29 protein-coding genes are annotated in these 26,933 nt (G+C 41.6%); 24 read left to right on the top strand and 5 right to left on the bottom strand.

The genetic code is table 11. The annotated features are described in order from the left end of the window. Positions 1–75 precede the first annotated feature (75 nt). The 3 genes from polA (at position 76) to A3I9_RS0111075 (ending at position 4,346) form a co-directional block, all read left to right on the top strand. A complete protein-coding gene (gene polA / locus A3I9_RS0111085) occupies positions 76–2,718 on the top strand; it encodes a DNA polymerase I (RefSeq protein WP_018379096.1) in 2,643 nt (880 codons plus the stop codon). A 336-nt stretch (positions 2,719–3,054) separates the two neighbouring features. After that, positions 3,055–3,495, top strand: a complete 441-nt coding sequence (locus A3I9_RS0111080; RefSeq protein WP_018379095.1) for a CoA-binding protein — start codon at positions 3,055–3,057, stop codon at positions 3,493–3,495. Between the two features lie 11 nt (positions 3,496–3,506). Then, positions 3,507–4,346 (top strand): CPBP family intramembrane glutamic endopeptidase, encoded by an 840-nt coding sequence (locus A3I9_RS0111075; RefSeq protein WP_018379094.1) that lies wholly within the window; start codon positions 3,507–3,509, stop codon positions 4,344–4,346. Positions 4,347–4,392: 46 nt separating this feature from the next. On the opposite strand, the gene A3I9_RS0111070 is transcribed toward A3I9_RS0111075, so the two are convergent. Further along, positions 4,393–5,232 carry a DUF975 family protein gene (locus tag A3I9_RS0111070; RefSeq protein WP_018379093.1) on the bottom strand — a complete coding sequence of 280 codons (840 nt, stop codon included), beginning with the start codon at positions 5,230–5,232 and terminating at the stop codon, positions 4,393–4,395. A 162-nt stretch (positions 5,233–5,394) separates the two neighbouring features. On the opposite strand from A3I9_RS0111070, the gene tgt reads away from it, so the two are divergent. The 4 genes from tgt to A3I9_RS0111050 all read left to right on the top strand — a co-directional run bounded on the left by tgt (position 5,395) and on the right by A3I9_RS0111050 (position 8,044). Then, complete coding sequence (gene tgt, locus A3I9_RS0111065) at positions 5,395–6,537, top strand: tRNA guanosine(34) transglycosylase Tgt (RefSeq protein ID WP_018379092.1); 1,143 nt, start codon at positions 5,395–5,397, stop codon at positions 6,535–6,537. A 133-nt stretch (positions 6,538–6,670) separates the two neighbouring features. Next, positions 6,671–7,174 (top strand): alpha-amylase family protein, encoded by a 504-nt coding sequence (locus A3I9_RS13905; RefSeq protein WP_026217449.1) that lies wholly within the window; start codon positions 6,671–6,673, stop codon positions 7,172–7,174. A gap of 34 nt (positions 7,175–7,208) precedes the next feature. After that, entirely contained in the window at positions 7,209–7,718 is a 510-nt protein-coding gene (locus A3I9_RS13900) for an alpha-amylase domain-containing protein (protein ID WP_026217448.1), read from the top strand. Positions 7,719–7,801: 83 nt separating this feature from the next. Further along, entirely contained in the window at positions 7,802–8,044 is a 243-nt protein-coding gene (locus A3I9_RS0111050; protein WP_018379091.1) for a GlsB/YeaQ/YmgE family stress response membrane protein, read from the top strand. Positions 8,045–8,149: 105 nt separating this feature from the next. Here the strand turns inward: A3I9_RS0111050 and A3I9_RS0111045 are convergent, their stop codons facing one another. The 4 genes from A3I9_RS0111045 to A3I9_RS0111030 all read right to left on the bottom strand — a co-directional run bounded on the left by A3I9_RS0111045 (position 8,150) and on the right by A3I9_RS0111030 (position 10,492). Next, complete coding sequence (locus tag A3I9_RS0111045) at positions 8,150–9,340, bottom strand: chloride channel protein (RefSeq protein ID WP_018379090.1); 1,191 nt, start codon at positions 9,338–9,340, stop codon at positions 8,150–8,152. Further along, the gene (locus tag A3I9_RS0111040) at positions 9,333–9,617 is read right to left on the bottom strand and encodes a chorismate mutase (RefSeq protein WP_018379089.1); all 285 of its coding nucleotides are present in this window, start codon (positions 9,615–9,617) and stop codon (positions 9,333–9,335) included. Before A3I9_RS0111040 ends, A3I9_RS0111045 begins: the two co-directional genes overlap by 8 nt. Before the next feature lie 57 nt (positions 9,618–9,674). Then, complete coding sequence (gene rpsN / locus A3I9_RS0111035; RefSeq protein WP_018379088.1) at positions 9,675–9,944, bottom strand: 30S ribosomal protein S14; 270 nt, start codon at positions 9,942–9,944, stop codon at positions 9,675–9,677. Positions 9,945–10,036: 92 nt separating this feature from the next. Further along, positions 10,037–10,492: a flavodoxin gene (locus A3I9_RS0111030; RefSeq protein ID WP_018379087.1), complete on the bottom strand. Its 456-nt coding sequence runs from the start codon at positions 10,490–10,492 to the stop codon at positions 10,037–10,039. A gap of 168 nt (positions 10,493–10,660) precedes the next feature. Here A3I9_RS0111030 and yghU point away from each other — a divergent pair, with 168 nt between their 5' ends. From yghU to hisH, 17 genes are all read left to right on the top strand, one after another. After that, positions 10,661–11,452 (top strand): glutathione-dependent disulfide-bond oxidoreductase, encoded by a 792-nt coding sequence (gene yghU, locus A3I9_RS0111025; protein ID WP_018379086.1) that lies wholly within the window; start codon positions 10,661–10,663, stop codon positions 11,450–11,452. Positions 11,453–11,530: 78 nt separating this feature from the next. Then, the gene (locus A3I9_RS0111020) at positions 11,531–12,475 is read left to right on the top strand and encodes a DHH family phosphoesterase (protein WP_018379085.1); all 945 of its coding nucleotides are present in this window, start codon (positions 11,531–11,533) and stop codon (positions 12,473–12,475) included. Beyond that, the gene (locus A3I9_RS0111015) at positions 12,462–13,391 is read left to right on the top strand and encodes an FAD:protein FMN transferase (RefSeq protein ID WP_018379084.1); all 930 of its coding nucleotides are present in this window, start codon (positions 12,462–12,464) and stop codon (positions 13,389–13,391) included. Before A3I9_RS0111020 ends, A3I9_RS0111015 begins: the two co-directional genes overlap by 14 nt. 10 nt (positions 13,392–13,401) lie before the next feature. Beyond that, positions 13,402–13,557, top strand: coding sequence for a hypothetical protein (locus A3I9_RS13450; RefSeq protein ID WP_018379083.1), 156 nt, complete (start codon positions 13,402–13,404; stop codon positions 13,555–13,557). A 118-nt stretch (positions 13,558–13,675) separates the two neighbouring features. After that, positions 13,676–13,918: a type B 50S ribosomal protein L31 gene (locus tag A3I9_RS0111005; protein WP_018379082.1), complete on the top strand. Its 243-nt coding sequence runs from the start codon at positions 13,676–13,678 to the stop codon at positions 13,916–13,918. Between the two features lie 380 nt (positions 13,919–14,298). Next, complete coding sequence (locus tag A3I9_RS0111000) at positions 14,299–15,528, top strand: FtsW/RodA/SpoVE family cell cycle protein (protein WP_018379081.1); 1,230 nt, start codon at positions 14,299–14,301, stop codon at positions 15,526–15,528. Between the two features lie 9 nt (positions 15,529–15,537). Then, the gene (locus A3I9_RS0110995; RefSeq protein WP_018379080.1) at positions 15,538–16,086 is read left to right on the top strand and encodes a DJ-1 family glyoxalase III; all 549 of its coding nucleotides are present in this window, start codon (positions 15,538–15,540) and stop codon (positions 16,084–16,086) included. A 135-nt stretch (positions 16,087–16,221) separates the two neighbouring features. Continuing rightward, positions 16,222–18,174 (top strand): DNA topoisomerase (ATP-hydrolyzing) subunit B, encoded by a 1,953-nt coding sequence (gene gyrB / locus A3I9_RS0110990; RefSeq protein ID WP_018379079.1) that lies wholly within the window; start codon positions 16,222–16,224, stop codon positions 18,172–18,174. Between the two features lie 90 nt (positions 18,175–18,264). Beyond that, a complete protein-coding gene (gene ezrA, locus A3I9_RS0110985; RefSeq protein ID WP_018379078.1) occupies positions 18,265–19,989 on the top strand; it encodes a septation ring formation regulator EzrA in 1,725 nt (574 codons plus the stop codon). 523 nt (positions 19,990–20,512) lie between these two features. Then, positions 20,513–21,562 (top strand): histidinol-phosphate transaminase, encoded by a 1,050-nt coding sequence (hisC, locus tag A3I9_RS0110980; protein WP_018379077.1) that lies wholly within the window; start codon positions 20,513–20,515, stop codon positions 21,560–21,562. Continuing rightward, positions 21,559–22,530 carry an ATP phosphoribosyltransferase regulatory subunit gene (locus A3I9_RS0110975; RefSeq protein ID WP_018379076.1) on the top strand — a complete coding sequence of 324 codons (972 nt, stop codon included), beginning with the start codon at positions 21,559–21,561 and terminating at the stop codon, positions 22,528–22,530. Before hisC ends, A3I9_RS0110975 begins: the two co-directional genes overlap by 4 nt. 1 nt (position 22,531) lies before the next feature. Then, complete coding sequence (gene hisG / locus A3I9_RS0110970; RefSeq protein ID WP_018379075.1) at positions 22,532–23,179, top strand: ATP phosphoribosyltransferase; 648 nt, start codon at positions 22,532–22,534, stop codon at positions 23,177–23,179. Continuing rightward, positions 23,176–24,459: a histidinol dehydrogenase gene (hisD, locus tag A3I9_RS0110965; RefSeq protein ID WP_018379074.1), complete on the top strand. Its 1,284-nt coding sequence runs from the start codon at positions 23,176–23,178 to the stop codon at positions 24,457–24,459. The genes hisG and hisD overlap by 4 nt, the downstream gene beginning before the upstream one ends. Further along, a complete protein-coding gene (serB, locus tag A3I9_RS0110960) occupies positions 24,446–25,093 on the top strand; it encodes a phosphoserine phosphatase SerB (RefSeq protein WP_018379073.1) in 648 nt (215 codons plus the stop codon). Before hisD ends, serB begins: the two co-directional genes overlap by 14 nt. Continuing rightward, positions 25,090–25,731, top strand: a complete 642-nt coding sequence (locus A3I9_RS0110955; RefSeq protein WP_018379072.1) for an RpiB/LacA/LacB family sugar-phosphate isomerase — start codon at positions 25,090–25,092, stop codon at positions 25,729–25,731. The genes serB and A3I9_RS0110955 overlap by 4 nt, the downstream gene beginning before the upstream one ends. Next, positions 25,728–26,312, top strand: coding sequence for an imidazoleglycerol-phosphate dehydratase HisB (gene hisB, locus A3I9_RS0110950; protein ID WP_018379071.1), 585 nt, complete (start codon positions 25,728–25,730; stop codon positions 26,310–26,312). Before A3I9_RS0110955 ends, hisB begins: the two co-directional genes overlap by 4 nt. Beyond that, a complete protein-coding gene (hisH, locus tag A3I9_RS0110945) occupies positions 26,309–26,920 on the top strand; it encodes an imidazole glycerol phosphate synthase subunit HisH (RefSeq protein WP_018379070.1) in 612 nt (203 codons plus the stop codon). The genes hisB and hisH overlap by 4 nt, the downstream gene beginning before the upstream one ends. The last annotated feature ends 13 nt before the right edge of the window (positions 26,921–26,933 follow it).

Genomic DNA, 26,933 nt, shown 5'->3' with positions numbered 1-26,933 from the left:
TGGGAGTTGCTTCTTTTTCACTATCTAGCAGATTGTGGAGCCTGTTATTCCTCGCAAATATGCTATAATAGAAGCATGGAAAAAAACAAATTATTATTAATTGATGGCTCGTCAGTAGCCTTTCGTGCTTTCTTTGCACTCTATAATCAAATTGACCGTTTTAGAAATAGCAATGGTCTGCATACCAATGCCATTTACGGTTTCCATCTTATGCTGGATCATCTGATGGAGCGGGTGCAGCCCACTCATATTTTGGTGGCTTTTGACGCTGGAAAGACCACCTTTCGAACAGAGATGTTTGCGGATTACAAGGCTGGTCGCGCCAAGACACCAGAAGAATTTCGGGAGCAGTTTCCTTATATTCGTGAAATGCTTGCTGCGCGTGGCATTGCCTACTACGACCTAGAGCAGTACGAGGCAGACGATATTATCGGAACCTTGGACAAGATGGCAGAGCGGACAGAAGTGCCCTATGATGTAGTCATTGTCAGCGGGGACAAGGACTTGATTCAGCTGACGGATGACAATACTGTCGTTGAAATTTCCAAAAAAGGAGTAGCTGAATTTGAGGAGTTTACCCCAGATTACCTGATGGAGAAAATGGGGATTACGCCAGCCCAATTTATCGATCTCAAGGCTCTGATGGGAGATAAGTCAGATAATATTCCCGGTGTGACCAAAATCGGTGAAAAAACTGGTTTGAAACTCCTGCATGAATTTGGTAGTATTGAAAATCTCTACGAGCAGATAGACAGTCTCAAAGCCTCTAAAATGAAGGAAAATCTGATAGCGGATAAGGAAAATGCCTTCCTGTCTAAGGCATTGGCTACGATTGATACCCAAGCACCGATTGCAATTGGCTTGGAAGATATAGTCTACCAAGGGCCTGATTTACCAGTATTGGCAGCCTTTTATGAGGAAATGGGCTTCAAACAATTACGGGCTCAGTTGGATATGGGAGAAATAGAACAGACTGAAGAAGCACCGCTTGATTTTACCGTGGTGACGGAAGTAACAGCCGATATGCTCCACGATCAACAATTCTTCTATGTGGAAATGTTAGGTGACAATTATCATCGTGAGGATATTGTAGGTCTTGCTTGGGGTGACGAAAAAGCCATCTATGTAGGCCGACCAAATCTGTTAGAAAATCCTGTATTCCGTGAATTTCTCACACGTACACCTCTTAAAACTTATGATTTCAAGCGGACAAAAGTTCTCTTGCATCGTCAAGGTCTTGAGTTGCAAGCCCCAGCCTTCGATAGTCGCCTCGCCAAGTATTTGCTATCGACAGTTGAAAATAACGATTTAGACACCATTGCCCAACTGTTTGGAAAAACGAGATTAGATAGTGATGAAGTGGTATATGGTAAGGGAGCCAAGCGGGCATTGCCAGAAGACGAGGTGCTATTTGCCCATTTGGCTAAGAAAGTACGTGTTTTGGTGGATACCGAATTCGTTATGTTGGAGCAGTTAGAGGCTCATCAACAAGCTAGTTTGCTGTTTGACATGGAATTGCCTCTCGCCAATGTCCTTGCAAAGATGGAGATTGCAGGCATCAAGGTGGAAGCTGCTACTCTGAAAGAAATGCAGGCTGAAAATGACATCTTGATTGCCCAATTGACACAGGAAATCTATGACTTGGCAGGGCAGGAGTTCAATATCAATTCGCCAAAACAGCTGGGAATCATTCTCTTTGAAGATATGAGCTTGCCACTTGAATTTACCAAGAAAACCAAAACGGGTTATTCAACGGCAGTCGATGTCTTGGAACGTCTAGCTCCAATTGCGCCGATTGTGTCGAAGATTTTGGAATATCGCCAAATCAGTAAACTCCAGTCGACCTATGTGATTGGCTTGCAGGAAGCCATTATGGAAGATGGCAAGATTCACACTCGCTATGTACAGGACTTGACGCAGACAGGTCGCCTCTCCAGTGCCGATCCGAATTTACAAAATATTCCTGTTCGATTGGAACAAGGGCGCTTGATTCGCAAGGCCTTCGTCCCAGAATGGGAAGATGCGTGTTTCCTTGCATCGGATTACTCGCAGATTGAGCTTCGGGTTTTAGCCCATATCTCACAGGATGAGCATCTGATTGCGGCTTTTGAGCACGGGGAAGATATCCATACGGCGACAGCCATGCGGGTCTTTGGCATTGATAAGGCGGAAGATGTCACACCAAATGACCGTCGCAATGCCAAAGCCGTTAACTTCGGTGTCGTCTATGGAATTTCAGATTTCGGTTTGGCCAATAACTTGGGGATTACACGCAAGGCAGCCAAACAGTATATTGACACCTATTTTGAACGTTTCCCAGGCATCAAGCAATATATGGAAACTATCGTCCGTGAGGCGCGTGATAAAGGTTACGTAGAGACTATTTACCACCGTCGTCGCGAGTTGCCAGATATCAATTCTCGTAATTTCAACGTGCGCAATTTCGCAGAGCGGACAGCCATCAACTCACCGATTCAAGGTTCTGCGGCAGATATCTTGAAAGTAGCCATGATCAATCTGGATCAGGCCTTGACAGCAAAAGGCTACCGCACACGGATGTTGCTCCAAGTACACGATGAAATCGTCTTAGAAGTGCCAAATGATGAACTAGAGGCTGTTCGTTCCTTGGTTAAAGAGACCATGGAAACGGCTATCAGCCTATCCGTTCCCCTCATCGCAGATGAGAATGCAGGACAGACTTGGTACGAAGCCAAGTAATAGAAATCATTTAGGACAAAAGTTTACAATGACCTATTTAGAAACGAACGAGATTGAGATTCTGTATGACAGAAAAACACTCTTGTTCGTTTTTTTTTGTTCTATATAGGAACGTATAACCCTTATTAATAAGGCTGTTCTAAAATGAAAATGTCATATTTCATTCTCGTTCAGCAGTGAGAGTTATAAGACACATAAAAACACAGGAGCTTGTGAAGTGAATTTGGGGAGTTTTCGTCTCTTTTTTTATCATCTGCTACTATTTTTATTTTAAATCAAATGCTATAAAATATGCTATACTAGAGAAAAGTTTATACTTAGGAGGAAGAAAATAGGATGACGTATTCATTTCAAAATCCCAGTCAGGAAGTGATTTTTGACTACTTGAAAAAAGCCAAAACCATTGCAGTGGTTGGCTTATCCAACCGTGAAGAAACGGCAGCCTATGGTGTCTCAAAAATCATGCAAGAGGCTGGGTACACCATCATTCCCGTCAATCCAAAATTGGCTGGGGAGAAGATACTCGGTGAAACAGTCTATGCACGACTACAAGATGTTCCAACCCATATTGACATTGTTGATATTTTTCGTCGCAGTGAATTTTTACCAGACGTAGCGCGTGATTTTCTGGAAACAAATGCAGATGTCTTTTGGGCACAATTAGGTTTGGAAAGCCAAGAAGCAGAGGAAATCTTGCGCCAAGCAGGTCGGAATCATATTGTCATGAATAAATGCATTAAGATTGAATATTTAGAAATGCTAGAGGAAGAAAAATAGGGAGTAGTCTAATGAAAGGTTCACTTCAAAAAGTTTCGCTCGGAATCATTTTGTCGATTGTAATTCTTGGGTTGGCACAGACTATTGCCATAAGCTTTGCAGAAAGTAGTACTTCAATCGGTTTGCCCTCAGTCTTGGCAATTGTTCTATCAGCCGTTCTTTATATTGGTTTAACTGTATTAGGTCTTTCTATCTTGAGTCGGAAAATTCTCTCCTATTCCTTAGCAGATATACGAATTTTACCTGTCAAGTTGCCCATCTTCTGGAGTATTGTAGCTGTGACTCTTCCGATTTTTGTTCTAGTGCCCCTTTATCTTACTGGGGGACATGTTGAAATAGGAGAAGTACGGCCAGCTAATCAAGGCATTATAATAGCTCAAACCATCTTATTTTATGGTCTTGCGGTGGGAATTGTAGAAGAGATGGTTTTTCGAGGGATGTTTTTTACCTTACTAGAAAAACAGTACAATCGAGCACTGGCCGTGTGGTTACCTTCTTGTATCTTTGGTTTCCTTCATATTATCGGTGGAGCAGATGGCGTCTTTAGTATGGTGCAAGTTCTTATTGCAGGAACTTTAGTCGGCGTACTATTTTCACTTATTACGATGGAGACAGGAAGTATCTGGAGTAGTGCCCTAGTGCATGGTATTTGGAATTGTATTTTCGTAGGAGATGTGCTTCATATCGGAGAACATGCCAATCCAGTCGCGATGATCAATTTTGTTCTTTCTTCTAGATCTCCACTACTAACAGGTGGTGATTTCGGAGCGGAAGCCTCTATCTGGGCCATTCTAGCCTATTTATTCTTTTCATTACTAGCATGGTGGAAAAAACAGCACTCTATCGGTTGATGGATAGAGTGCTGTTTTTTGAATAAAATCTATTAATAGAAGTGATTTACAGTGGGTTTTTCGTTGCTTTTAATGCTTGGTAGAAATGAACTTCTGATGCATAATAGTACGGCATCACATAGATATTGACAATACCAAAACTAATGGCTGCTAGGAAGAACCAACCAATGAAACTCAAGTCCAATGTACATCGTGTCCATTTGTAGCCCTTCATCAGTTGTCGACTTTGTTTGATAATGGCAAGAGCACCAGAGTATGTTTCATTCTCAAGCTGTTCAAACAGAAGGTAATAGACCTGGGAGTAGGCATAAACTTGTGGAATATAAAGGGCAAGTCCAGCTATCATCATCACCAATCCTAAAATCGTACCAATCCCAATGATAGCGAGGACTTCTTGTGGAATCGCTTCTGGATTGGTATTCCCAATGGCAATGGTATAAGACACCGAGAGGACAAAAGCCGTCAGAAAAAGGACGAGACCTAGAAAGGCCAGTATTCCCCAAAGGAATAAGAAAAGTTCTTTTAGTAAAAAAGTTCGTAGTGTTTTTCCAAAATGAGGAGAATTAAAAATAGCAAAAGCATCTTTAGAGGAAGTCTTTTCTTTTTTGTGGCGGACTATCTGAAAAATAGTATGGGCGACAGACAAGGAAAGAAGGCTCATCAAGAGTCCATAGAGCAATGAAAAGGAAAGTGAACTAATCGCATAATGAGCTAAGGCTGCACTGTCGCTTGTGAGATTCAATAAATAGCTACTGTCTTGTCCCATTGAACTCAGGACATTCACAAGGACTCCGATGGCGACTGGTATAAATGGCAAGAGAAACATTCCTTGAGTATTGCTAATTGTTTGCCGTGCCTGAGCACGAATTTGGCTAATTGAAAACATAAAAACCTCCGTTCTTCATTTTAGCATAAAACCTTAAAATATAAAACTCAAGAGAATGGTGGGTAAATGTATCATAGCAGATGACAGAGTGTTCTTTTTTTGATACACTAGTAAGGCTGAAAAGCGCACAAGACTGTATTTCTTGAAAGCGAGGAAAGAAACATGACAGACCATCCGATTCAGTATCGTTTGATCAAAAAAGAAAAACACACAGGAGCCCGTTTAGGTGAAATCATCACACCACACGGGACCTTCCCGACTCCGATGTTCATGCCTGTTGGGACACTGGCAACTGTCAAAACCCAGTCTCCAGAAGAGTTAAAGGAGATGGGTTCAGGGATTATCTTGTCCAACACCTACCATCTATGGCTTCGTCCTGGGGATGAATTGATTGCGCGAGCAGGTGGATTACACAAGTTTATGAATTGGGACCAGCCCATCTTGACAGATAGTGGCGGCTTCCAAGTTTATTCTCTAGCAGAAAGTCGCAATATCACCGAAGAAGGGGTGACTTTTAAGAATCATTTGAATGGTTCAAAAATGTTTTTATCACCTGAGAAAGCCATCTCTATTCAAAACAATTTGGGTTCAGATATCATGATGAGCTTTGATGAATGTCCGCAATTCTATCAACCCTACGATTATGTGAAAAAATCAATTGAACGCACAAGTCGTTGGGCTGAACGTGGCCTAAATGCTCATCGTCGTCCGCATGACCAAGGACTTTTTGGGATTGTACAAGGTGCTGGATTTGAGGATCTTCGTCGGCAGTCAGCAGCAGACCTTGTCAGCATGGATTTCCCCGGTTATTCTATCGGTGGACTGGCTGTTGGAGAAAGCCATGAGGAAATGAATGCGGTCTTGGATTTCACTACACCTCTCCTACCAGAGAACAAACCTCGTTACCTGATGGGAGTTGGAGCACCTGATAGTTTGATTGATGGGGTGATTCGTGGTGTTGATATGTTTGACTGCGTATTGCCGACGAGGATTGCTCGTAACGGAACCTGTATGACTTCAGAAGGTCGTTTGGTTGTCAAAAATGCCAAGTTTGCAGAAGACTTTTCGCCGCTTGACCACAATTGTGATTGTTACACTTGTAAGAATTATACGCGTGCCTACATCCGCCACCTTCTCAAGGCAGATGAAACCTTCGGTCTGCGCTTGACAAGTTACCATAATCTTTATTTCTTGATTAACTTGATGAAGCAAGTTCGTCAGGCTATTATGGATGACAATTTATTAGAATTCCGTGAAGATTTTGTAGCCCGCTACGGCTATCATACTTCTGGACGAAACTTTTAAAAGAAGGCTGGACGGATGTCCAGCTTTTTTATGGTATAATAAACAGATAAACCATAGATGTCTGGAGAAAACATATGAGTCATGAAACGATGATGCAGTATTTTGAATGGTATTTACCGAGTGATGGGAAGCATTGGCGACACTTGAAGGAAGAGGTTTCTCAATTGCAACAATTAGGGATTACGAAAGTCGGCTGCCTCCAGCTTTTAAGGCTACTGGAGTTTCTGATGTCGGGTATGGCGTCTATGATTTGTTTGACTTGGGAGAGTTTGATCAGAACGGAACGATTCGAACCAAGTACGGTACAAAAGATGATTATTTAGCTGCTATCCAGGCCTTAAAAACGGCTGGTATCATGCCCATTGCAGATATTGTACTGAATCACAAGGCCAATGGTGACCACAAGGAACGCTTTTCAGTCCTCAAGATGAATCCAGCTAATCGGCAAGAACCGATTTCAGAGCCATATGAAATAGAAGGGTGGACTGGTTTCCAATTTCCAGGACGTGCCGGTGTCTACAATGATTTTCAATGGCATTGGTATCATTTTACAGGTGTTGATTACGATGCCAGTCACAATGAAACAGGTATCTACCTAATCTTGGGAGATAATAAAGGCTGGGCAGAAGGGACGTGATTTTAATCTAGCTTCCATTTTAGAAGGTACCTTGGTGCAGGAAAATCCGGCTTACGCTGTAACATTTGTAGACAACCACGATTCCCAACGGGGACAGGCACTCCAATCGACTGTGGAAGAATGGTTTAAACTGCTCGCCTATGGTCTAATCCTTTTACGTCAAGAAGGGACACCATGTATTTTTTACGGAGATTATTATGGCATTTCAGGAGAATTTGCGCAGATGGCTTTCAAGGATGTGTTGGATAAATTAACTGTTCTACGACAGACATACACCTATGGTTTGCAAGTGGATTATTTTGATCATCCTAACTGTATTGGCTGGACATTACTAGGGGATGAGGACCACCCACATCCAATGGCAGTGGTCATGTCAAATGGGGATACTGGGTGGAAACGGATGGAAATTGGTCTCTTGCACCAAGGAAAAACCTTCATTGATTATTTGGCCAATTGCCCAGAAAAAGTCATCATTGGAACAGATGGTTGGGCAGAATTTCCAGTAGCTGGTGGCTCGATTTCAGCTTGGATAGAGGAAATTTAGCGAATATATAGGAGTTTTCTTGAGAGATTTTTATGAAAATATGATAGGATAAAGTCAGAGAAATAAATGAAAGGAGAAAAGATATGGGATTGTTATGGTCAGCGATTGTCGGTGCCTTGATTGGTATGGTTGCCGGAGGTGTCACAGGAAAAAGTGAATCAATGGGCTGCTTTACCAATATTTTGGCAGGTTTAGTAGGTTCTTCTGTTGGACAAGCCCTCTTGGGAAACTGGGGTCCTTCGTTAGCAGGGATGGCATTGGTTCCATCTATTGTGGGAGCAGTGATTGTGATTGCAGTGGTGTCCTTCTTTTTTGATAAAAAATAATCGACAAGAATGTGTAGATACCATTGATAGCAAAAAAAGAGCTGAGATTGTTAGAATCACAGCTCTTTTTTAAAATGGTATAGATTTACTACAAGGCAAGGTTAGTTACAGTCCTTTTTGAGCGCTGTAGATACTGTATCGCCGATTGAGAAAGTAGGCAACAGCAACCACGAGAAGATAGGCAGGAGTGTATTGCCAACCGAACACTTCAATGCCAATAAAAACTGGTGCTAGTAATGTATTGGTTGCGGCGCCAAAAACAGCAATGTAGCCGAGAGCGGCCGCAAAGGCAAAAGGGAGTCCCAATACACCTGCCAAAACGACTCCTGCGCTTGCGCCCATTGCAAAGAGAGGAGTGACTTCACCACCTTGAAAACCAACAGAAAGCGTTAGTACGGTTAAGAGAAGTTTTGCAAACCAATCATAGAGATAGATGGTTTGCCCATCGAAACTGGCCTCAATCAAATTTGTTCCCAAGCCTGCATAGCGCCCTTGGTGGAAAAGCATCATAATCATGGAAATTCCTAAACCAATCAGGATGATGCGCTGGTAGGGATTGGGGATTTTTTTTGCAAAGAGGAGTTTTGTATTTGTTAATAGAAAGGCGAATAAATTACCGACAGCAGCAAAGGTCACGCCCAATAGCACTAGCTTACCAATCAGCAAGGGAGAAAGTGAGATATTGTCTTGTAGCACATACTGGAATTTTTCTAACCCCAATAGATGAGAAGTAGTACTAGCTGTAATGGAAGCAACCAGAGCTGGAGCCAGTGCAGCCCATGAATAGTGGCCTACCACTAATACCTCGATTGCAAAAAAGCTAGCTGCTAGAGGAGTTTGAAAAAGGCCTGCAAAACCCGCTGCCATACCAATGAGAAGGAGTAGATTCCTTTCTTCTTTTTTAGGAAAATAGGCTGTAAATTGATGAGCAATCGTAGCTCCTAATTGAACTGCTACACCTTCGCGTCCAGCCGAACCACCAAAAAGATGAGTCAACCAAGTCGTGCTCATCACAAGAGGGATGAGTCGTTTGGGAATTGATTCTGTACTCCCATGTCCGACTTCAAAGACCAATGTCATTCCTTTTTGGGAATTTTTTCCCCATTTTTGATAAAGGAAGAGGATAAGAAGACCCACTGGTCCTAAAAACGGAACTAGGTAGAAAAATGCATGCTGACGAATATCTCCCACAAGTAATAGGACTTGGCCAAATACGGTATCCACGATTCCAGAAAGCAGACCGATGAGAAGTGCTGGTAGTAGGAACTTGCTATAGATTGGCCTATTCCTAGTCATCTGTCTGACCTAACGTTTGAGATTGATATGCGCGAGAATGAGCCATGATATCACGGAATGTAGCGCAGATTGAATCCGTATAGTTCTTGTTTTCTACAAGAGTTGCTACCTGTTCAAGTACAGCTTTTTCTCGTCCGCTATCCAGAACAGGTTGGCCTGTTTCTTTTTTATAAGCGGCAACTTGATGAACAAGCGACATTCTTTGTTCCAGTAAAGCAACCAATTCCTTATCAATGGCGTCAATATTTTGACGAATCTGTGTTAAATCTAACTTCATATGGTCCTCCTAGGTGTGCCTCCAGTATACCAAAAAAGAGAGTGGAAAACCACTCTCTTACCAACTAGCTTTTTTCACACCAGGCAATTCACCTTTGTGGGCGAGATTTCTAAAATTAATCCGACTGAGTCCAAATTTTCTCATATAAGCATGGGGACGTCCATCAATTCGATCACGATTTTTTAAGCGATTGGGATTGGAATCGCGAGGTAATTTTCTCAAGGCTTCATAATCGCCTGCTTCTTTCAGTTCACGCCGTAAATCCGCATAACGTTCGATGAGCTCCAATTGTCGGTGGTATTTAGCCATTTTAGATTTTTTAGCCATAATTTCTCCTTTTTTCAAAAAAACTTAACTAGTTAATTATAACACTTTAAAAAAATTTGACAAGTAAAAAAGTTGGAAAAATTCCAACCCTTTTACTTATTAAGTGCAGCAACTAATTCAGTTGCGAATGTTTCAAGGTGTTCAATGTCTTCATCTTCAGCCGCCAAGTCAACCTTGACACTCTCAGCTCCTTTAGTCGCACCGCGAGAAGCTAACATGATATCGAAGTCATCAACGGATTTACAGAAGTCATCATAGAAGGTATCGCCTGAACCACAGACACCGTAGATTTTACCAGTCAAGTCTAAGTCCGCTAAATCTGTGTAGAAGTCTACAATTTCGTCTGGTAATTCACCATCTCCTCCATAGGAGTAAGTATAGGTTGCTACGATAATAATATCTGCCTCTAAAATTTCTTCAGTTTCAACAGTTGTACACTCATCGTTGTGTACTTCCAAACCAAGTTCTTCTAGTTTACTTGCGACAATATCTGCAATTTCTTCTGTATTGCCAGTCATACTAGCATAGACAATTTTTGCTAAAGCCATAGGGTCCTCCAAATATAATTACTAATATTCTAGCACATTTTTTAGGAAATGGGCAGATAAAATATTTAATTTGGTTGAAAATGATTGGCTTTACGCGTAGCGTTTTTTTGAATTCTCGTAAAAAATTTGCTAGGATGGTGTCATGAAACAATGAAAAAGGAGAATAGGATGACAGACTATCAAATTCCCACTGTGTGGGAGAAGCCAGCTAGCATGGGTGGTGCTTGGGGAAACTTGAATCAACCGACAGCAGGTGCTCGTTTTGAGCAGACATTACCACTTGGAGAGATGCCGTTTCAGTTGTATTCTCTTGGGACACCAAATGGCGTCAAAGTGACGATAATGTTGGAGGAGTTGCAGGCTTTAGGTTTGCCAGACGCAGACTATGATCTCTATCAAATTTCCATCAGTGATGGGGAGCAGTTCGGGTCTGATTTTGTTGCGCTCAATCCTAATTCAAAAATTCCTGCTCTCTTGGACCAATCAGGTGAAAATCCAGTTCGCGTTTTTGAGTCAGCGAATATTCTTCTTTACCTGGCTGAGAAATTTGATGCCTTTATTCCAAAAGATGCAGCTGGGCGAAATGAAGTTCTCAACTGGCTCTTTTGGTCAACAGGAGCAGCTCCTTTCTTAGGTGGTGGATTTGGACATTTCTTCCACTACGCTCCTGAAAAATTGGAATATCCGATTAACCGCTTTGCTATGGAAGCCAAGCGCCAGTTAGACCTTCTAGATAAGGAGCTGGCGAATAAAGACTACATTGCAGGCAATGAATACAGCATCGCTGATATGGCCATTTGGGCTTGGTATGGACAACTAGCACAGGACAAGTTATGGACCCGTGCAGGTGAATTTTTGAATGTCCAAGAGTACAAGCACTTACAGAAATGGACAGAGAAAATTGCTCAACGGCCTGCAGTTCAGGCAGCTCTAGCTGTAGAATACCAATCGATTTCATAGTCGTCAGCCAATCCTCACAACAGGATTGGTTTTTCATGGTATAATAAGAGATAAAAATGCACGTCAAAGGGAGAAAAAATGGCTATCTTTCAAGAAATTTTAGAAAAAATCAAGGCCTATGATACGATTATTATCCATCGGCACCAGCGTCCCGACCCCGATGCGATTGGCAGTCAGGCAGGCCTTCGTGCCTTGCTTCGTCACAATTTTCCAGATAAGCAAATACTAGCGACAGGAGTGGATGAACCGACTCTTGCCTGGATGACGGAGATGGATGCGGTGGCAGACAGTGATTATGAGGGAGCCTTGGTCATTGTGACCGATACGGCCAATCGCCCTCGGATTGATGATGAACGCTATGATAAGGGATATTTTTTAATCAAAATTGACCATCATCCTAATGAAGATGTCTATGGAGACATTGTTTATGTAGATACACAGGCTTCCAGTGCCAGTGAAATCGTCACAGAATTAGCCCTAGCGACAGGTCTGACGATTTCTGATGAAGCAGCTCGTCTTTTATACACAGGTATTGTGGGAGATACAGGGCGGTTCCTTTATTCAGCAACAACCAGTAAAACCATGGAGATTGCAGCTAAATTGCGCGAATTTGACTTTGATTTTGCAGCCATTTCACGGGAAATGGACAGCTTTTCCTTTAAGGTTGCCAAGTTGCAAGGTTATGTCTTTGACCATTTAGAAGTAGATGAAAATGGGGCTGCTCGCGTCACTCTGACCAAGGAAGTGCTCAATCGTTTTGAAGTGACAGATGCAGAAACAGCTGCTATTGTAGGAGCCCCAGGAAAAATTGATGTGGTACAATCATGGGCCATTTTTGTAGAACAGGTAGATGGGACTTACCGCGTTCGTTTAAGGAGTAAAACTGTGATTATCAATGAGATTGCCAAACGTCATGATGGTGGTGGTCATCCTCTAGCTAGCGGAGCCAATTCGTATAGCCTAGAGGAAAATGACCAAATTTATCAAGAAATCAAGCAGGTAGTAGCTCATGCAAGCAAGTAGTAGAAGTATTCGTCTGATAGGAACGACCATTGATACCAAGATTTGGCATGATAATCCAGAGCTCATTTTGGATCAGGTGGAGGAATTACTTTATCTTTATAAGGATCGTTTTTCAGCCAATGACTTGACCTCTGAGTTGATGGAAATCAACCTTAATGCTGGTGTCCAGCCAGTTCCAGTGGCTCCTGATTTGTATGAGTTGATTGCCTTAGGAAAGGAGCATAGCTGTGCTTCTGGAAGTCACCTCAATATCACGATTGGCCCGTTGGTACAAGCTTGGCGGATTGGTTTTTCTGACGCCAAAGTGCCTAGTGAGGAAATTATCCAGGAAAAATTGGCATTGATTGATCCCAAGGAGATTGAACTAGATGAGGTCACTCAGTCTGTCTATCTGAAGAAAGAAGGCATGGCTCTTGACCTAGGCGCTCTCGCTAAGGGCTATATAGCAGATAGAATTGTCGAACATCTAAAACGAGTCGGAGTAGTATCGGGCCTCATCAATCTTGGGGGCAATGTCTTAACCTTTGGCCCTGCCATGCACAACGAAGATGGTTTGTGGCGGATTGGCATCCAAAATCCGACACTACCAAGAGGCAATAATGTTGCAGTGATTAAAATTGGGGAAGAGTCTGTTGTAACATCAGGAGTCTATGAACGCACCTTTGAATTTGAAGGAAAGACCTACCACCATATTTTCGACAGTCAAACAGGCTATCCAGTAGCGACGGACGTTGCTAGTTTGACCATTGTTTCGGAAAAATCTGTTGATGGAGAAATCTGGACGACTAGACTCTTTGGTTATCCTGTTTTGGATATTTATCAGGCTGTTGTAGTGCAAGAAGGCATTGAAGCTATTATTATTACGAATCAACACCAATTGATTTATACGCCGGGATTAGCTGATCGGATTTTCTAAAGGAGATCAAATGGACAAACAGATTCTTTTCAAAGAAAATTTACCCATGAAGCTCATTTCAAGTGAGGGAAATCTTTTACAGACAGATGCGGATTCAGGTGCTTCTGAAGGTGGCTTAGGCCAAAGAACAGCACCAGATGCTATATCAGGTGCATCAGCACTTTAAATCAGCATTTTAAATAAAAAAGAGATAAAATAACTTGCCATTTTTCAAGAAATTTGGTAGAATGAATCTATATCTATGGTCTCACAAAGAGACTATGGCAGAAAGGAAATTTTTAAAGATGAGAAAAGACATTCATCCTGAATATCGCACTGTTGTCTTCATGGACACAACTACTGGTTACAAATTCCTTAGCGGTTCTACAAAGAACTCTAACGAAACTGTTGAATTTGAAGGTGAAACATACCCACTTATCCGTGTGGAAATTTCATCAGACTCACATCCATTCTACACTGGACGTCAAAAGTTCACTCAAGCAGATGGTCGTGTGGATCGTTTCAACAAAAAATACGGTCTCAAATAATCAACCGCATTTATTTCTTAAAAATGTTGGTTTTAAAGCCTTTCCGAGTATCGGAGAGGCTTTTTCATTTTCAAAAGGTAACGGAAAAAGTAACGGCAGAGGTCAAATCCCTAAAAACTGGGCGAATTTTCAGCCGTTTTTTCTTTAGCTTAGAAAGAGAGTAGCCAACAAGTCTTAGCGGTTTTGGTACTGAAGTGGAAGGCAGTTCAAGATAGAAGAAAGTGTAGGAAATGCTATCTATATTGAATGAGCCTAGATAGAATCTAGAATACCAAGAGATTGTAGGAGGTTCTGTCTTTCTGCTATAAAAATCCGTTTTTTTTTGCTATAATACAAGAAGTTTAGTTGTATGGATATTTGAAGAAAGTATGAGGAAGTAGATGAATACAAAAAAAGGTTCGATTGAAAGTCGGATTGATTATGCTTTGATGCTACCAGTCTTTTTTTTACTATTGATTGGGGTTGTATCCGTGTATATTGCTGTGAGTCAAGATTATGTACAACATGTTCAATCGATGGTAGGACAGCAGGTAATGTGGATCATCTTAGGGATTTTTTTGGCTTTTTTAGTGATGTTTTTTAGCACAAAGTTTCTTTGGAAGATGACGCCCTTGTTTTATGCACTTGGGTTGGGGTTGATGGTGTTGCCTCTTTATTTTTATAGTCCAAGTCTTGTTGCATCGACAGGGGCTCAGAACTGGGTCACAATCAATGGTGTGACCTTGTTTCAGCCATCAGAATTCATGAAGATTTCTTATATTATCATGATGGCTAGGGTCATTGTCACATTCCACCAAAAATATCCAGTACGTGATCTAAAAAAAGATTTTCAGCTGATTGCATATTTATTACTTATAACCTTGCCAGTTTTTGTATTGCTTGGATTTCAGAGCGATTTTGGGACAGCTCTTGTTTTCTTTGCTATTTTTTGCGGAATGGTTCTATTGTCTGGTGTTTCCTGGAAAATCTTATTGCCAGTAACTCTTCTAGGGATTTTAGGGGTAATAGGATTTATCTTGTTATTCTTATCTCCGGGAGGTACAACATTTCTAAAAAATATAGGGGTGGCCACCTATCAGATTAACCGAATTACAGCCTGGCTAGATCCTTTTAAATATGCGCAGACCATCACGTATCAACAAGCGCAGAGCCTTATTGCAATTGGAAGTGGTGGTCTAACGGGACAGGGTTTCAATGTCAGCAATTTATTAGTTCCTGTGCGTGAAAGTGATATGATTTTTACGGTTATTGGAGAAAATTTTGGCTTTGTGGGTGGCTTGGTCCTTATTGGTCTCTACTCCTTGCTCATTTATCGTATGCTTCGAATCACCTTGATTTCCAACAATCGTTTTTATACTTATATTTCGACAGGATACATTATGATGCTTCTGTTTCACATCTTTGAAAATATTGGTGCTGCGACAGGGATTCTTCCGTTAACAGGGATTCCACTTCCTTTTATTTCGCAGGGAGGATCTTCCATGATTGCAAATTTAATCGGAGTTGGTTTGGTATTGTCTATGAGTTACCAGCATAATTTATCAGATGATTTGCGTCGAAATAAATCAAGGGCATATAAAAAAATTACAATCAAAAGAGCAGAAAGTTAGGTGAAGAAAATGACAAAAATTGCAGTGATGTTGGCAGAAGGATTTGAAGAAATTGAAGCGTTGTCACCAGTAGATGTTTTTCGGCGTGCAGGGTTTGCATGTGATATGGTGGGGTTGGCTACACATGAAGTGACAGGTTCCCACGGAATTACAGTTGTGGCTGATAAGATTTTTGATGGAGATTTATCCTCGTACGACCTGATTGTCCTACCAGGTGGGCAACCAGGAGCGACTAATTTAAGAAACCATGAAGCGTTGATTCAGCAACTCCAAATGCAAGCGAAAGCTGGAAAGTATATCGCAGCGATTTGTGCGGCGCCAATTGTTCTCGAACAAGCTGGTCTTTTAAAAGAGAAAAATTATACTTGTTTTCCAGGTCAGGAAGAAGAAATTGTAGATGGGAATCACCAGACAGCAGTTGTTGTGGTTGATGGCAATATTGTGACAAGCCGTGGAGCTGGAACTGCATTAGCCTTTTCCTACCAGTTGGTAGATTTGCTGGGTGGCAATGGGCAGGAACTGTCTCATAAGATGGTGTATGATAGACTATTCGAATAAAAATAAATTTGAAAAAGGTAAGAGAGGTAGGAATCGTTTGTTTTCCTACTTCTTTTTTCTGTTAAATAGACAGAAAATGTGGTATAATTAAGGGTAAATGTTCAGTTTAGTTTTATACAATGTGAAGGAAGAAAAATGACAGAAGAAATCAAAGATTTACAGGAAAAAGCACAAGAATACGATGCTAGTCAAATTCAGGTCTTGGAAGGATTAGAAGCTGTTCGTCTCCGTCCAGGTATGTATATTGGTTCAACTGCTAAAGAGGGATTGCACCACCTTGTGTGGGAAATTGTCGACAATTCCATTGACGAAGCTCTAGCCGGTTTTGCTTCACATATCCAAGTCTATATTGAAGAGGATAATTCGATTACAGTCGTGGATGATGGACGAGGGATTCCAGTTGATATTCAAGAAAAAACAGGACGACCTGCGGTCGAAACCGTCTTTACGGTCCTTCATGCTGGTGGTAAATTTGGTGGTGGCGGATACAAGGTGTCAGGTGGTCTTCACGGTGTTGGGTCGTCTGTGGTAAATGCCTTGTCTACTCAGTTAGATGTGCGTGTCCATAAAAATGGACAGATTCACTATCAAGAATACCACCGAGGTGAAGTAGTTGATGATTTAAAAGTCATTGGTGAAACAGACCACACAGGGACAACCGTTCACTTCACACCTGACCCGGAGATTTTCACCGAGACAACGGAATTTGATTTTGACAAATTAGACAAACGGATTCAAGAATTGGCCTTTTTGAATCGTGGTTTACAATTGTCAATCATTGACAAACGTTTAGGAATGGAGCAAACCAAGGAATACCATTACGAAGGCGGGATTGCTTCCTATGTCGAATTCTTGAATGAGAATAAGGATGTGATTTTTGAGACTCCGATTTATACGGATGGTGAAATGGATGACATTACGGTCGAAGTAGCCATGCAGTACACGACTAGCTACCATGAAAATGTCGTCAGCTTTGCCAATAACATTCATACACATGAAGGTGGGACGCATGAGCAAGGGTTCCGTACAGCCCTAACCCGTGTCATTAATGATTACGCGAAGAAAAACAAAATCCTCAAAGAAAATGAAGACAATTTAACTGGTGAGGATGTCCGGGAAGGTTTGACAGCTGTGATTTCAGTGAAGCATCCAAATCCACAGTTCGAGGGGCAAACCAAAACAAAACTTGGAAACAGTGAAGTTGTGAAGATTACCAACCGCCTCTTTTCAGAAGCCTTTACGGAATTCTTGTTGGAGAACCCACAAATTGCACGTCGGATTGTTGAAAAGGGAATCTTAGCTAGCAAGGCTCGGATTGCAGCCAAACGGGCACGTGAAGTCACTCGTAAAAAATCAGGATTGGAAATTTCCAATTTACCCGGTAAACTAGCAGATTGTTCTTCAAATGACCCGACGGAAACAGAACTGTTCATTGTGGAGGGGGATTCTGCGGGTGGTTCAGCAAAATCAGGTCGTAATCGGGAGTTCCAAGCAATCCTACCTATTCGTGGTAAAATCTTGAATGTTGAAAAAGCGAGCATGGATAAGATTTTGGCAAATGAAGAAATTCGTAGTCTCTTTACGGCAATGGGAACAGGTTTTGGAGCAGAATTTGATGTTTCTAAAGCACGTTATCAAAAGCTAGTTATCATGACGGATGCCGATGTCGATGGTGCCCATATTCGTACCTTGCTCTTGACGCTCTTTTATCGCTACATGCGGCCGATTGTAGAGGCTGGATATGTCTACATTGCACAGCCACCAATTTACGGCGTGAAGGTTGGTAGTGAGATTAAAGAATACATCCAACCAGGAACAAATCAAGAAGAAGAGTTACAAGCGGCATTGGACAAGCATAGTGAAGGGCGTTCAAAACCAACCATTCAACGATACAAAGGTCTTGGAGAAATGGATGACCACCAACTTTGGGAAACGACAATGAATCCTGAAAACCGTTTGATGGCAAGAGTGTCAGTTGATGATGCGGCAGAAGCGGATAAGATTTTCGATATGCTGATGGGGGATAAAGTAGAGCCCCGCCGTGAATTTATCGAGGAAAATGCCGTGTATTCGACACTTGATGTGTAGAAAAATAGGAAATTCCAGTGCAACTGCTAGAAAAATATGATATAATAAAGCGATATTTTTCTAGTAACTACTATACCTAAGGAGATTTACATGCCTAAAGGAACAATCATTTTAATCGTTTCGATTGTTGTTATTTTAATTATTGCCTATATCATAGGACTTCTTGTTCGAAAACGGACAGCTGATATGTTGGATAAATTAGAAGAACGAAAAGAAGAATTATTCAATATTCCTGTCAATGAAGAAGTGGAAGCTGTTAAGAACTTGCACTTGATTGGTCAGAGCCAAGTCAACTTCCGTGAATGGAATCAAAAATGGGTTGATTTGTCATTAAATTCATTTGCGGATGTTGAAAATCACATTTTTGAAGCGGAAGCCTTCAACAATTCATTCCGTTTTATGCGGGCAAGACATGCTGTCGAAAGTATTGAGAGTCAGATTGACTTGATCGAAGAAGATATTGCTGCGATTCGTCTCGGTCTTCAAGACTTGAAACATCAAGAAGAAAAAAATTCAGGTCGCGTGAAGCACGCCTTGGATCTCTTTGATAGCTTACAAGATTCTGTGCGGGAAAATGCAGATAGCTATGGGGAAACTTTACCTGAATTGGAAAAACAACTGAAGAATATTGAAGTTGAATTCTCAGAATTTGTGATGCTTAATTCTTCTGGTGACCCAATCGAAGCTTCTGAAATTTTAGATAAAACGGAAGAACACATGATTGCACTTAATCAAATTATGGATCGCATTCCTAGTTTGATTGAAAAAGTCAATGTTTCATTACCTGATCAATTGGAAGATTTAGAATCAGGATACCGTAAATTAATTGAGCAAAATTACCTCTTTACAGAAGGCAATATTGAATCAACATTCCAAGATATTCGTGTAGCCATCCGGGAAAATACAGCTCTCATTGTATCCTTTGATTTGGATGCAGCAGAGGAAGCGAATAAAGATATTCAAGAAGACATTGACAGTCTCTATCAAATTTTCACAAAAGAAATTGAAGCTCATAAAGGTACGCTTAAAATTTCTAAAAATCTTCCGAAATTTGTGGAGCATATTTCCCAAAATACAAATAATCTTGCAGATGAAGCAGAACGTCTAAATAAGACTTATATGTTAGCAGATAGCAAATTATCACGTATTCAACAATTGTCAAAACGGATGGCGAATCTGGATATGACAGTTCGTGATAGTTTAGAGGAATTGGATTCACCTCAAGTTGCCTACTCCATTTTACAGGAACGGTTGGAACATGCTTTTGCTTCTCTTAAAGAAATGGAAGAGGAACAAATTGTTCTAGCAGAGTATTTGAAATCTCAAGAAAGTTCAGAAAGCAATGCACGTAAGAAAGTCAATCAGTATGTCAATCAGCTACACACTCTAAAACGTTATATGGAAAAACGGAATCTCCCAGGTATTCCAGATGAATTCCTCAATACATTCTTTAGAGCCAGCGATCATGTCGAAGCTTTATTGGCAGAATTTGATCACAAGCGTATTAATATTGAAATTATCAATCGTTTGTTAGCCAGTGCTACATATGATATGAATGAATTAGAAGAGATTGCGTATAGCATTGTTCAAAATGCCGCTTTGACTGAGCAGCTTCTTCAATACTCAAATCGTTACCGGTCGTTTGATGAAAATATTCAAAAAGCGTTCAATCGTTCGTTAGCTATTTTTGAAAAAGAATATGATTACCAAGCAGCTTTTGAAGAAATTTCGTTTGCTTTAGAAACAGTAGAACCAGGTGTCACTGAGCGTTTTGTTCATTCTTATGAAAAAACACGTGAAGCTATTCGTTATTAAAATTCATAAAAGGTCTTCTGGAAACAGGGGCCTTTTGAAATGGAAGAAGAAGGGAATAGTCTGTTTGTGTGTTGCTATAACATTGTTTGCTAATGCAAGACTAGAGATTTAAAAGTTGACTCCTTATTTGATGAAAAATTTTTTGTGTAAAAAACAAAAAAATGTGTTTTTATGTCTTGTCATTTTTAGCATTTTCATGTAGAATGGTACTAATATTAAAGCGATGAGAGAAAAAGTCTAAGACAACGGACAGAGAGTGCCCAAGGGTGAGAAGGCATGCAATCCTTAGACGACACATTCTTGAGTGCGTGTGCAAAATGTATTGAGAGTAGTACACGACGGGTGGTTCCGTTAGCGACCAGAGCTTCCATGTGGAAGTTCATGAGGGGAAGAAAGTAATTTCTTGCCGAATCAAGGTGGAACCACGCAGTTAGCGTCCTTACAAAGCATTGTCTTTGTGAGGACTTTTTTGTTTTTAAAAACGATTATCTTATAATGTGATGATTAGAGGAAAGAGGTTAGTATGATAAAAGGTTTACGCAACATCCAACCCTATATACCGGGCAGTCAACCCCAGAAAGCTAATATGATTAAGTTGAACACCAATGAGAATGCCTATGGTCCTAGTCCGACAGTTCAAATGGCGTTGAAAGATTTTGGAGTTAGTGAACTGCGTAAGTACTCTAGTTTGAATCAAGTTGATTTAAGAAGGGTTTTGGCAAAAAACTTGGACATTCCTGCGGATCAGATTGTGATTGGAAATGGATCGGATGACATTTTATCCATGGCCTTTCTAGCTTTCTTTAATAGCAAGGAGCCGGTTCTTTTTCCTGACTTGACTTACGGATTTTATAAGGTCTGGGCGGATTTATATCATATTTCCTATCAAGAAGTTCCTTTGAATAATCAGTTTGAGATAGAAACGACTGATTATTTGGGTGAGAATGGTGGTATTGTCATTGCGAATCCGAATGCACCCACAGGATTATTCAAATCTTTGGCTGAAATTGAGGAAATTATCCAAGCCAATCAGGATGTAGTGGTCATCATTGATGAAGCCTATGTGAATTTTGGTGGGGAAACAGCGATTCCTCTGCTTGAGAAATATGATAACCTATTTATCACACGAACCTTTTCAAAGGATGCAGCTTTAGCAGGCTTGCGTGTAGGTTATGGAATCGGGAGTCCGCTTTTGATAGGTGTTATCAATGCAGTGAAAAATTCAGTCAACCCCTATAACGTGGACAGCATAGCAGAGAAGGCAGCGACTGCTGCTGTTGAATCATGGGATTATTACGCAGAAAACTGTCAAAAAATCATGGCAACGCGAGACTGGTTTGGGGGTGAGTTGGCAAATCTAGGTTTCGAAGTGTTACCTAGTGCGACGAATTTTATCTTGACCAAACCAGTTGGAATTGATGCTGCGCTCTTGTTTGCCTATTTGCAGGAAGACCATATCTATGTCCGATATTTTCCTACTGTGGAGCGAATCAAGGATTATTTGCGGATTTCTATCGGGACACGCGAAGAGATGGAGACTGTTTTAGCCGTGATAAAGGAGGCACTTAGATGAAAAAAACAACTTTGCCAGTGGGAATGCACGATAAACTTTTTAAGCGAGCACGTGTGACCTATACCATTGAAAAAAATATCAGTGAGTTATTGATGGAAAAGGGATTTCATAGAATCGAGACGCCGACTTTAGAGCATTTTGAAGTCTTTGGCGATGAGATTAATATCAGTCACTACAATCTTTTTGATAAAAAGGGTGAGCTTTTAAGTCTTCGTCCTGATATTACTAGCCAGATTGGGCGGGTGATTGCCTCCACACAGGTGGAAACTCCCATTAAGTTTTCTTATTCCGGTAAAGTATTTCACTACAATGAGGAAATGCGTGGACTCATCAATGAGCATACACAGGCTGGAATTGAAATCGTTGGTTTTCCAGCAGAAGAAGCAGTGCTAGAAGCCCTTTTATCAGCAAAAGAGGCGCTTGAAATAGCACAGGTACCATCTTATCAATTTGAATGCTCCCATGCTGCGATTTTGCAGACGATTTTGAGAGATTTGGCCTTGCCTCAAGAGGTACAACAGGAGCTGATAAGAGATATTGTTGATAAAAATATTACCAAATTAAAGGAATTTACCAAGCGATATCCAAGCGAATTTGATGGTTTGATTGAACAGTTGCCTTATCTATTTGGTGATAGTCAAACGGTGTTAGAGGCAGCGCGTGCATTGACAGACAATGCTGCCATCTTGGCTAGTCTAGCAGAATTAGAAGAGTTGATTACTCAAGTGAGCCCTAGTTTGAAACAGGTACATCTGGACTTGTCCCAGTGGCCGTCTATGCCTTACTATACAGGCTTGATGTTTAAGGTCTTTGGCGATAAGGTACCTGATGCCTTTGTATCAGGTGGGCGTTACGATAAATTATTTGAGCGTTTTGGTGCTAGAGAATTGACAGCGGTTGGTTGGGCCATTGATTTGGACGCGGTCTATCAGGCGGTCCATGATCATTTAGAAGAAGGGGGGACCTGATATGGCAGAGCAGATTACCATTGCTTTAACCAAGGGGCGGATTGAAAAAGATACGGTTCGATTGTTGGAAAAAGCGGGTTTTGATTTGTCTTTTATGGCAGATAAGGGACGGAATCTTATTTTTGAAAGTCCTGATCGCAAGTTTCGCTTTTTATTGGTCAAGGCACCAGATGTCACTACTTATGTACGGCACGGTGTGGCTGACATCGGTGTGGTGGGCAAAGATGTCTTGATGGAGCATCCGACTGGCTATCTAGAAATGTTGGATTTGAATTTTGGGCTTTGTAAGTTTTCGCTAGCTTCGACAGAAGATTACAATCCCAATGACCACAAGCGGAAGCGGATTGCAACCAAATACCCAACTGTTGCGACTGATTTTTTCAATCGTAAGGGTGAAGATGTGGAGATTATTTCCATCCAAGGAAGTGTTGAAATTGCACCCGTCATTGGTTTGGCGGATGCGATTGTGGATATTGTCGAAACGGGAAATACCTTGGTAGCTAACGGTCTCAAGGTCTATGAAGATATTTGTCGGATTTCAGCTCGGCTCATTGTCAATAAGGCTGCGCTGAAAAATAATCCAGAACTTATGTCCTTTATCCGAAGGATAGAAGCCATTGTTGGAAATGAGGAGGTGGCCTTCAAATGAAGCGATTAAGCGGAACAAATGAGGAGATTGCTCGCTTGCTTTATGAGGAGCAGTTGGAATTGAGCAGGGAAAATCTTAATGTGGAAGAAGCAGTCCGTGCGATGATCGAAGATGTCAAAGAGCGTGGAGATGAGGCCCTACGGGATTACTCGAAGCGTTTTGATAAGGTAGAAGTGGCGAATTTTGAAGTGGGGCAGGACTTGATCGATCAGGCTTTTGCAGAAGTTGATGAGGCTGTCCTTGTGGCGCTTGAAAATGCTAAGGCCAACATTGAATCTTACCATCGTCAGCAATTGGAAACTGGATTTGAAGACCAACCAAGTGCAGGTGTCGTCCGTGGACAGTTGATTCGGCCGATTGAGCGGGTGGGAGTTTATGTTCCTGGAGGAACAGCTGCCTATCCTTCGTCTGTTCTGATGAATGTTATCCCTGCTAAGATTGCAGGGGTCAAGGAAATCATTATGGTGACACCGCCACAAGAAAAATTTGTACCTGCCATTTTAGTAGCAGCAAAATTAGCTGGTGTGGATAAGATTTATCAAGTCGGAGGAGCACAAGGGATTGCGGCTCTGGCCTATGGAACGCAAACCCTTCCAAAAGTTGATAAAATTACAGGCCCAGGAAATATCTTTGTGGCAACAGCCAAAAAGCAGGTCTACGGTATTGTTGGAATTGACATGATTGCAGGGCCATCAGAAATTGGTGTATTGGCTGATAACAGTGCCAATCCTCGCTATGTAGCAGCAGACCTGCTTTCACAGGCCGAACATGATGAATTGGCGCGGGCTATTTTGGTAACGGACTCGGAAGAGTTAGCAGATGCGGTGGAAGTGGAGATTGAGAAGCAGTTGAAAGAATTGCCACGTGAAGCTATCGCGCGAGCTTCCGTTGAAAATAATGGACGGATTATTGTGGCAGAAAATGTGGATGCTATGTTTGATTTGATGAATTTGGTAGCGCCAGAACATCTGGAGATTGCTATGGACAATGCCTATGATTATCTAGACAGGATTGAAAATGCAGGCTCGATTTTCCTAGGTCATTATACGAGTGAGCCAATTGGGGACTATTATGCTGGAACCAACCATGTCTTGCCGACGACAGCCACCAGCCGTTTTTCATCAGCTTTGGGAGTCCATGACTTTATCAAGCGAATTCAATACACACAGTACAATAAAGAGGCTATTCAGGCAGCTGAAAAAGATATAACAATCTTGGCTTATGCAGAAGGACTGCAGGCACATGCCAAGGCGATTGAGGTGAGAAATGACGAAGATTAAAGGACTTCTAGTAATGGATGTGGATTCCACATTGGTAGAAGAAGAAGTGATTGATTTATTGGGAGAAGAAGCTGGTGTTGGCGCTCAGGTGGCAGAGATTACCGAGCGTGCCATGCGGGGAGAATTGGATTTTGCACAGGCACTTGAGGAGCGGGTTGCTACCTTGAAGGGCTTGCCAGAAAGCATCTTTGACAAGGTGTTTGCCCGTATTCACTTCCATAAGGGAGCCAAGGAATTGGTTGATGAACTACATGCGCGTGGTTACAAGGTTGGTCTGGTTTCGGGTGGTTTCCATGAAACAGTGGACCGTCTTGCTGAAGCGGTTGGGATTGACTATGTGAAGGCCAATCATTTGGAAGTCGTGGATGGGGTGCTGACTGGAAAAACCTATGGTGACATTGTGACAAAAGACGTCAAGGTGCAAAAACTTCGCGAGTGGGCTGCTGAAAATGGCTTAGAATTGAGCCAGACCATTGCCATGGGGGATGGTGCAAATGACCTGCCAATGATTCAACTAGCAGGGATTGGGATTGCCTTTTGTGCCAAACCGATTGTCCGAGAGCAGGCACCTTATCAAATCAATGAACCTGACTTGTATAAGGTGATTGAAGTGTTGGATGGAGTGACATCATGAAAATTGCAGTAATTCAGGGAAGTACACAAATTGATAAAAATGATATTTTAGTTAGAGCGGTCAAAAAAGTTGTGAATCCCTTGGGACATGAAGTAGTCAACTTTGGTGTTTTCCCGGATGAAGATTCGTATTCTTACACTGAAGTAGCTCTTTTGATTTCATTATTATTGTCCAGCAAATCGGTGGATTTTGTTGTAACAGGTTGTTCGTCTGGACAAGGTATGGCCTTAGCATGCAATACCTTGCCAAATGTACTCTGCGGTTTTGTCCAAACTCCACAAGATGCCTTCTTATTTGGACGGATAAACGATGGCAATACAGTTTCTTTTTCGCTAGGGATTGGTTATGGTTGGCTGGGAGAATTAAATATAGAGTACTGTCTTGAGAAATTATTTGATGGGGACTTTGGTGTAGGCTATCCAGCTGATATGGCTGAACGAAAAGTGAAGGAAGCAAATCGTGTCAAAAACTTTAATGCTCTATCAAAAAAGAAGATAGATGAACTATTAGATTGTTTAGAGGATGATATTTTAACAAAAATTCTATCTAAAGAAGATGTGATAGCCTATATTTTAGAATATGGACAAGATGAAATATTGGCACAAAAATTAAAAAACAAAGCTAGGAGAATCACATGAGAACAGCAAGCATTGAACGCAATACCTTTGAAACAAAAATCAAACTGAGTTTGAACTTGGATGCGCAGGAGCCGGTGGAGATTGATACAGGTGTGGGCTTTTTTGACCATATGTTGACGCTCTTTGCCCGCCATAGTCGTATTTCACTGCTGGTGAAAGCTGATGGAGATCTTCATGTAGACAGTCACCATACTGTGGAAGATGTGGGGATTGTACTCGGTCAGGCTATCCGAGAGGCGCTCGGAGACAAGGCCGGTATCAATCGCTATGGAACCAGTTTTGTGCCGATGGATGAAACACTTGGCATGGCCAGCCTTGATTTGTCGGGACGCTCTTATCTTGTTTTTGACTGTGATTTTGATAATCCAAAATTGGGCAGTTTTGACACAGAACTGGTAGAAGAATTTTTCCAAGCCTTAGCCTTCAATGTACAGATGAACCTGCATTTGAAGATTTTACACGGTAAAAACAATCACCATAAGGCAGAAAGTCTCTTTAAGGCAACTGGTCGTGCATTACGCGAAGCCATTACCCTCAACCCAGAGATTCATGGAGTAAACTCGACGAAAGGAACGCTATGAAACTAGTCGTCATTGATTATGATGCGGGCAATACTGCTAATGTCTTGCGTGCTTTAGAAACCATCGGCGTTGAGGCGATTCTATCTGCTAAGCCAGAAGAAGTGCTAACAGCAGATGGTTTGATTTTGCCTGGAGTAGGTGCTTACCCTACAGCCATGGCAGAGCTGGAAAAACGAGGATTGGTCACAGCCATTAAAGAAGCTGTTGGGAAAGGGACCCCTCTTTTGGGAATTTGTCTCGGAATGCAAATCTTGACAGAAACAGGTTTGGAACACAGTAAAACAGAAGGGCTAGGATTTATTCCGGGAATTTGCCGTGAAATCCCAGCAAGCAAGGGAAAACCAGTCCCACACATGGGTTGGAATGAATTGCACATCAAGCAAGAAACACTTTTGACAACTGGTTTAGAAGGGGAAGATGTCTATTTTGTGCACAGCTATTTTACAGATGTTCCAACTGAATATGTGGATGTAGTGGCTGATTATGGTCTAGAACTTCCTGCTATGATTCACAAGGACAATGTCTATGGTGCCCAATTTCACCCTGAAAAATCAGGGCAAGTTGGCTTGGGCATTCTGAAGAAATTTGTTGATTTATGCCTAGAATAAGGAAGAGGCGATA

It is taken from the genome of Streptococcus ovis DSM 16829, from assembly GCF_000380125.1.
In the GTDB taxonomy this organism is placed as follows: domain Bacteria; phylum Bacillota; class Bacilli; order Lactobacillales; family Streptococcaceae; genus Streptococcus; species Streptococcus ovis.
Note: the sequence above shows the minus strand (reverse complement) of the source record. Positions and strands in the feature narration are given on the sequence as shown.

What these genes read in the sequence shown, in the direction of transcription:
- polA (WP_018379096.1), top strand. Translation starts at nt 76, where the DNA reads ATGGAAAAAAACAAATTATTATTAATTGATGGCTCGTCAGTAGCCTTT.
- A3I9_RS0111080 (WP_018379095.1), top strand. Translation starts at nt 3,055, where the DNA reads ATGACGTATTCATTTCAAAATCCCAGTCAGGAAGTGATTTTTGACTAC.
- A3I9_RS0111075 (WP_018379094.1), top strand. Translation starts at nt 3,507, where the DNA reads ATGAAAGGTTCACTTCAAAAAGTTTCGCTCGGAATCATTTTGTCGATT.
- A3I9_RS0111070 (WP_018379093.1), bottom strand. Translation starts at nt 5,232, where the DNA reads ATGTTTTCAATTAGCCAAATTCGTGCTCAGGCACGGCAAACAATTAGC.
- tgt (WP_018379092.1), top strand. Translation starts at nt 5,395, where the DNA reads ATGACAGACCATCCGATTCAGTATCGTTTGATCAAAAAAGAAAAACAC.
- A3I9_RS0111050 (WP_018379091.1), top strand. Translation starts at nt 7,802, where the DNA reads ATGGGATTGTTATGGTCAGCGATTGTCGGTGCCTTGATTGGTATGGTT.
- A3I9_RS0111045 (WP_018379090.1), bottom strand. Translation starts at nt 9,340, where the DNA reads ATGACTAGGAATAGGCCAATCTATAGCAAGTTCCTACTACCAGCACTT.
- A3I9_RS0111040 (WP_018379089.1), bottom strand. Translation starts at nt 9,617, where the DNA reads ATGAAGTTAGATTTAACACAGATTCGTCAAAATATTGACGCCATTGAT.
- rpsN (WP_018379088.1), bottom strand. Translation starts at nt 9,944, where the DNA reads ATGGCTAAAAAATCTAAAATGGCTAAATACCACCGACAATTGGAGCTC.
- A3I9_RS0111030 (WP_018379087.1), bottom strand. Translation starts at nt 10,492, where the DNA reads ATGGCTTTAGCAAAAATTGTCTATGCTAGTATGACTGGCAATACAGAA.
- yghU (WP_018379086.1), top strand. Translation starts at nt 10,661, where the DNA reads ATGACAGACTATCAAATTCCCACTGTGTGGGAGAAGCCAGCTAGCATG.
- A3I9_RS0111020 (WP_018379085.1), top strand. Translation starts at nt 11,531, where the DNA reads ATGGCTATCTTTCAAGAAATTTTAGAAAAAATCAAGGCCTATGATACG.
- A3I9_RS0111015 (WP_018379084.1), top strand. Translation starts at nt 12,462, where the DNA reads ATGCAAGCAAGTAGTAGAAGTATTCGTCTGATAGGAACGACCATTGAT.
- A3I9_RS13450 (WP_018379083.1), top strand. Translation starts at nt 13,402, where the DNA reads ATGGACAAACAGATTCTTTTCAAAGAAAATTTACCCATGAAGCTCATT.
- A3I9_RS0111005 (WP_018379082.1), top strand. Translation starts at nt 13,676, where the DNA reads ATGAGAAAAGACATTCATCCTGAATATCGCACTGTTGTCTTCATGGAC.
- A3I9_RS0111000 (WP_018379081.1), top strand. Translation starts at nt 14,299, where the DNA reads ATGAATACAAAAAAAGGTTCGATTGAAAGTCGGATTGATTATGCTTTG.
- A3I9_RS0110995 (WP_018379080.1), top strand. Translation starts at nt 15,538, where the DNA reads ATGACAAAAATTGCAGTGATGTTGGCAGAAGGATTTGAAGAAATTGAA.
- gyrB (WP_018379079.1), top strand. Translation starts at nt 16,222, where the DNA reads ATGACAGAAGAAATCAAAGATTTACAGGAAAAAGCACAAGAATACGAT.
- ezrA (WP_018379078.1), top strand. Translation starts at nt 18,265, where the DNA reads ATGCCTAAAGGAACAATCATTTTAATCGTTTCGATTGTTGTTATTTTA.
- hisC (WP_018379077.1), top strand. Translation starts at nt 20,513, where the DNA reads ATGATAAAAGGTTTACGCAACATCCAACCCTATATACCGGGCAGTCAA.
- A3I9_RS0110975 (WP_018379076.1), top strand. Translation starts at nt 21,559, where the DNA reads ATGAAAAAAACAACTTTGCCAGTGGGAATGCACGATAAACTTTTTAAG.
- hisG (WP_018379075.1), top strand. Translation starts at nt 22,532, where the DNA reads ATGGCAGAGCAGATTACCATTGCTTTAACCAAGGGGCGGATTGAAAAA.
- hisD (WP_018379074.1), top strand. Translation starts at nt 23,176, where the DNA reads ATGAAGCGATTAAGCGGAACAAATGAGGAGATTGCTCGCTTGCTTTAT.
- serB (WP_018379073.1), top strand. Translation starts at nt 24,446, where the DNA reads ATGACGAAGATTAAAGGACTTCTAGTAATGGATGTGGATTCCACATTG.
- A3I9_RS0110955 (WP_018379072.1), top strand. Translation starts at nt 25,090, where the DNA reads ATGAAAATTGCAGTAATTCAGGGAAGTACACAAATTGATAAAAATGAT.
- hisB (WP_018379071.1), top strand. Translation starts at nt 25,728, where the DNA reads ATGAGAACAGCAAGCATTGAACGCAATACCTTTGAAACAAAAATCAAA.
- hisH (WP_018379070.1), top strand. Translation starts at nt 26,309, where the DNA reads ATGAAACTAGTCGTCATTGATTATGATGCGGGCAATACTGCTAATGTC.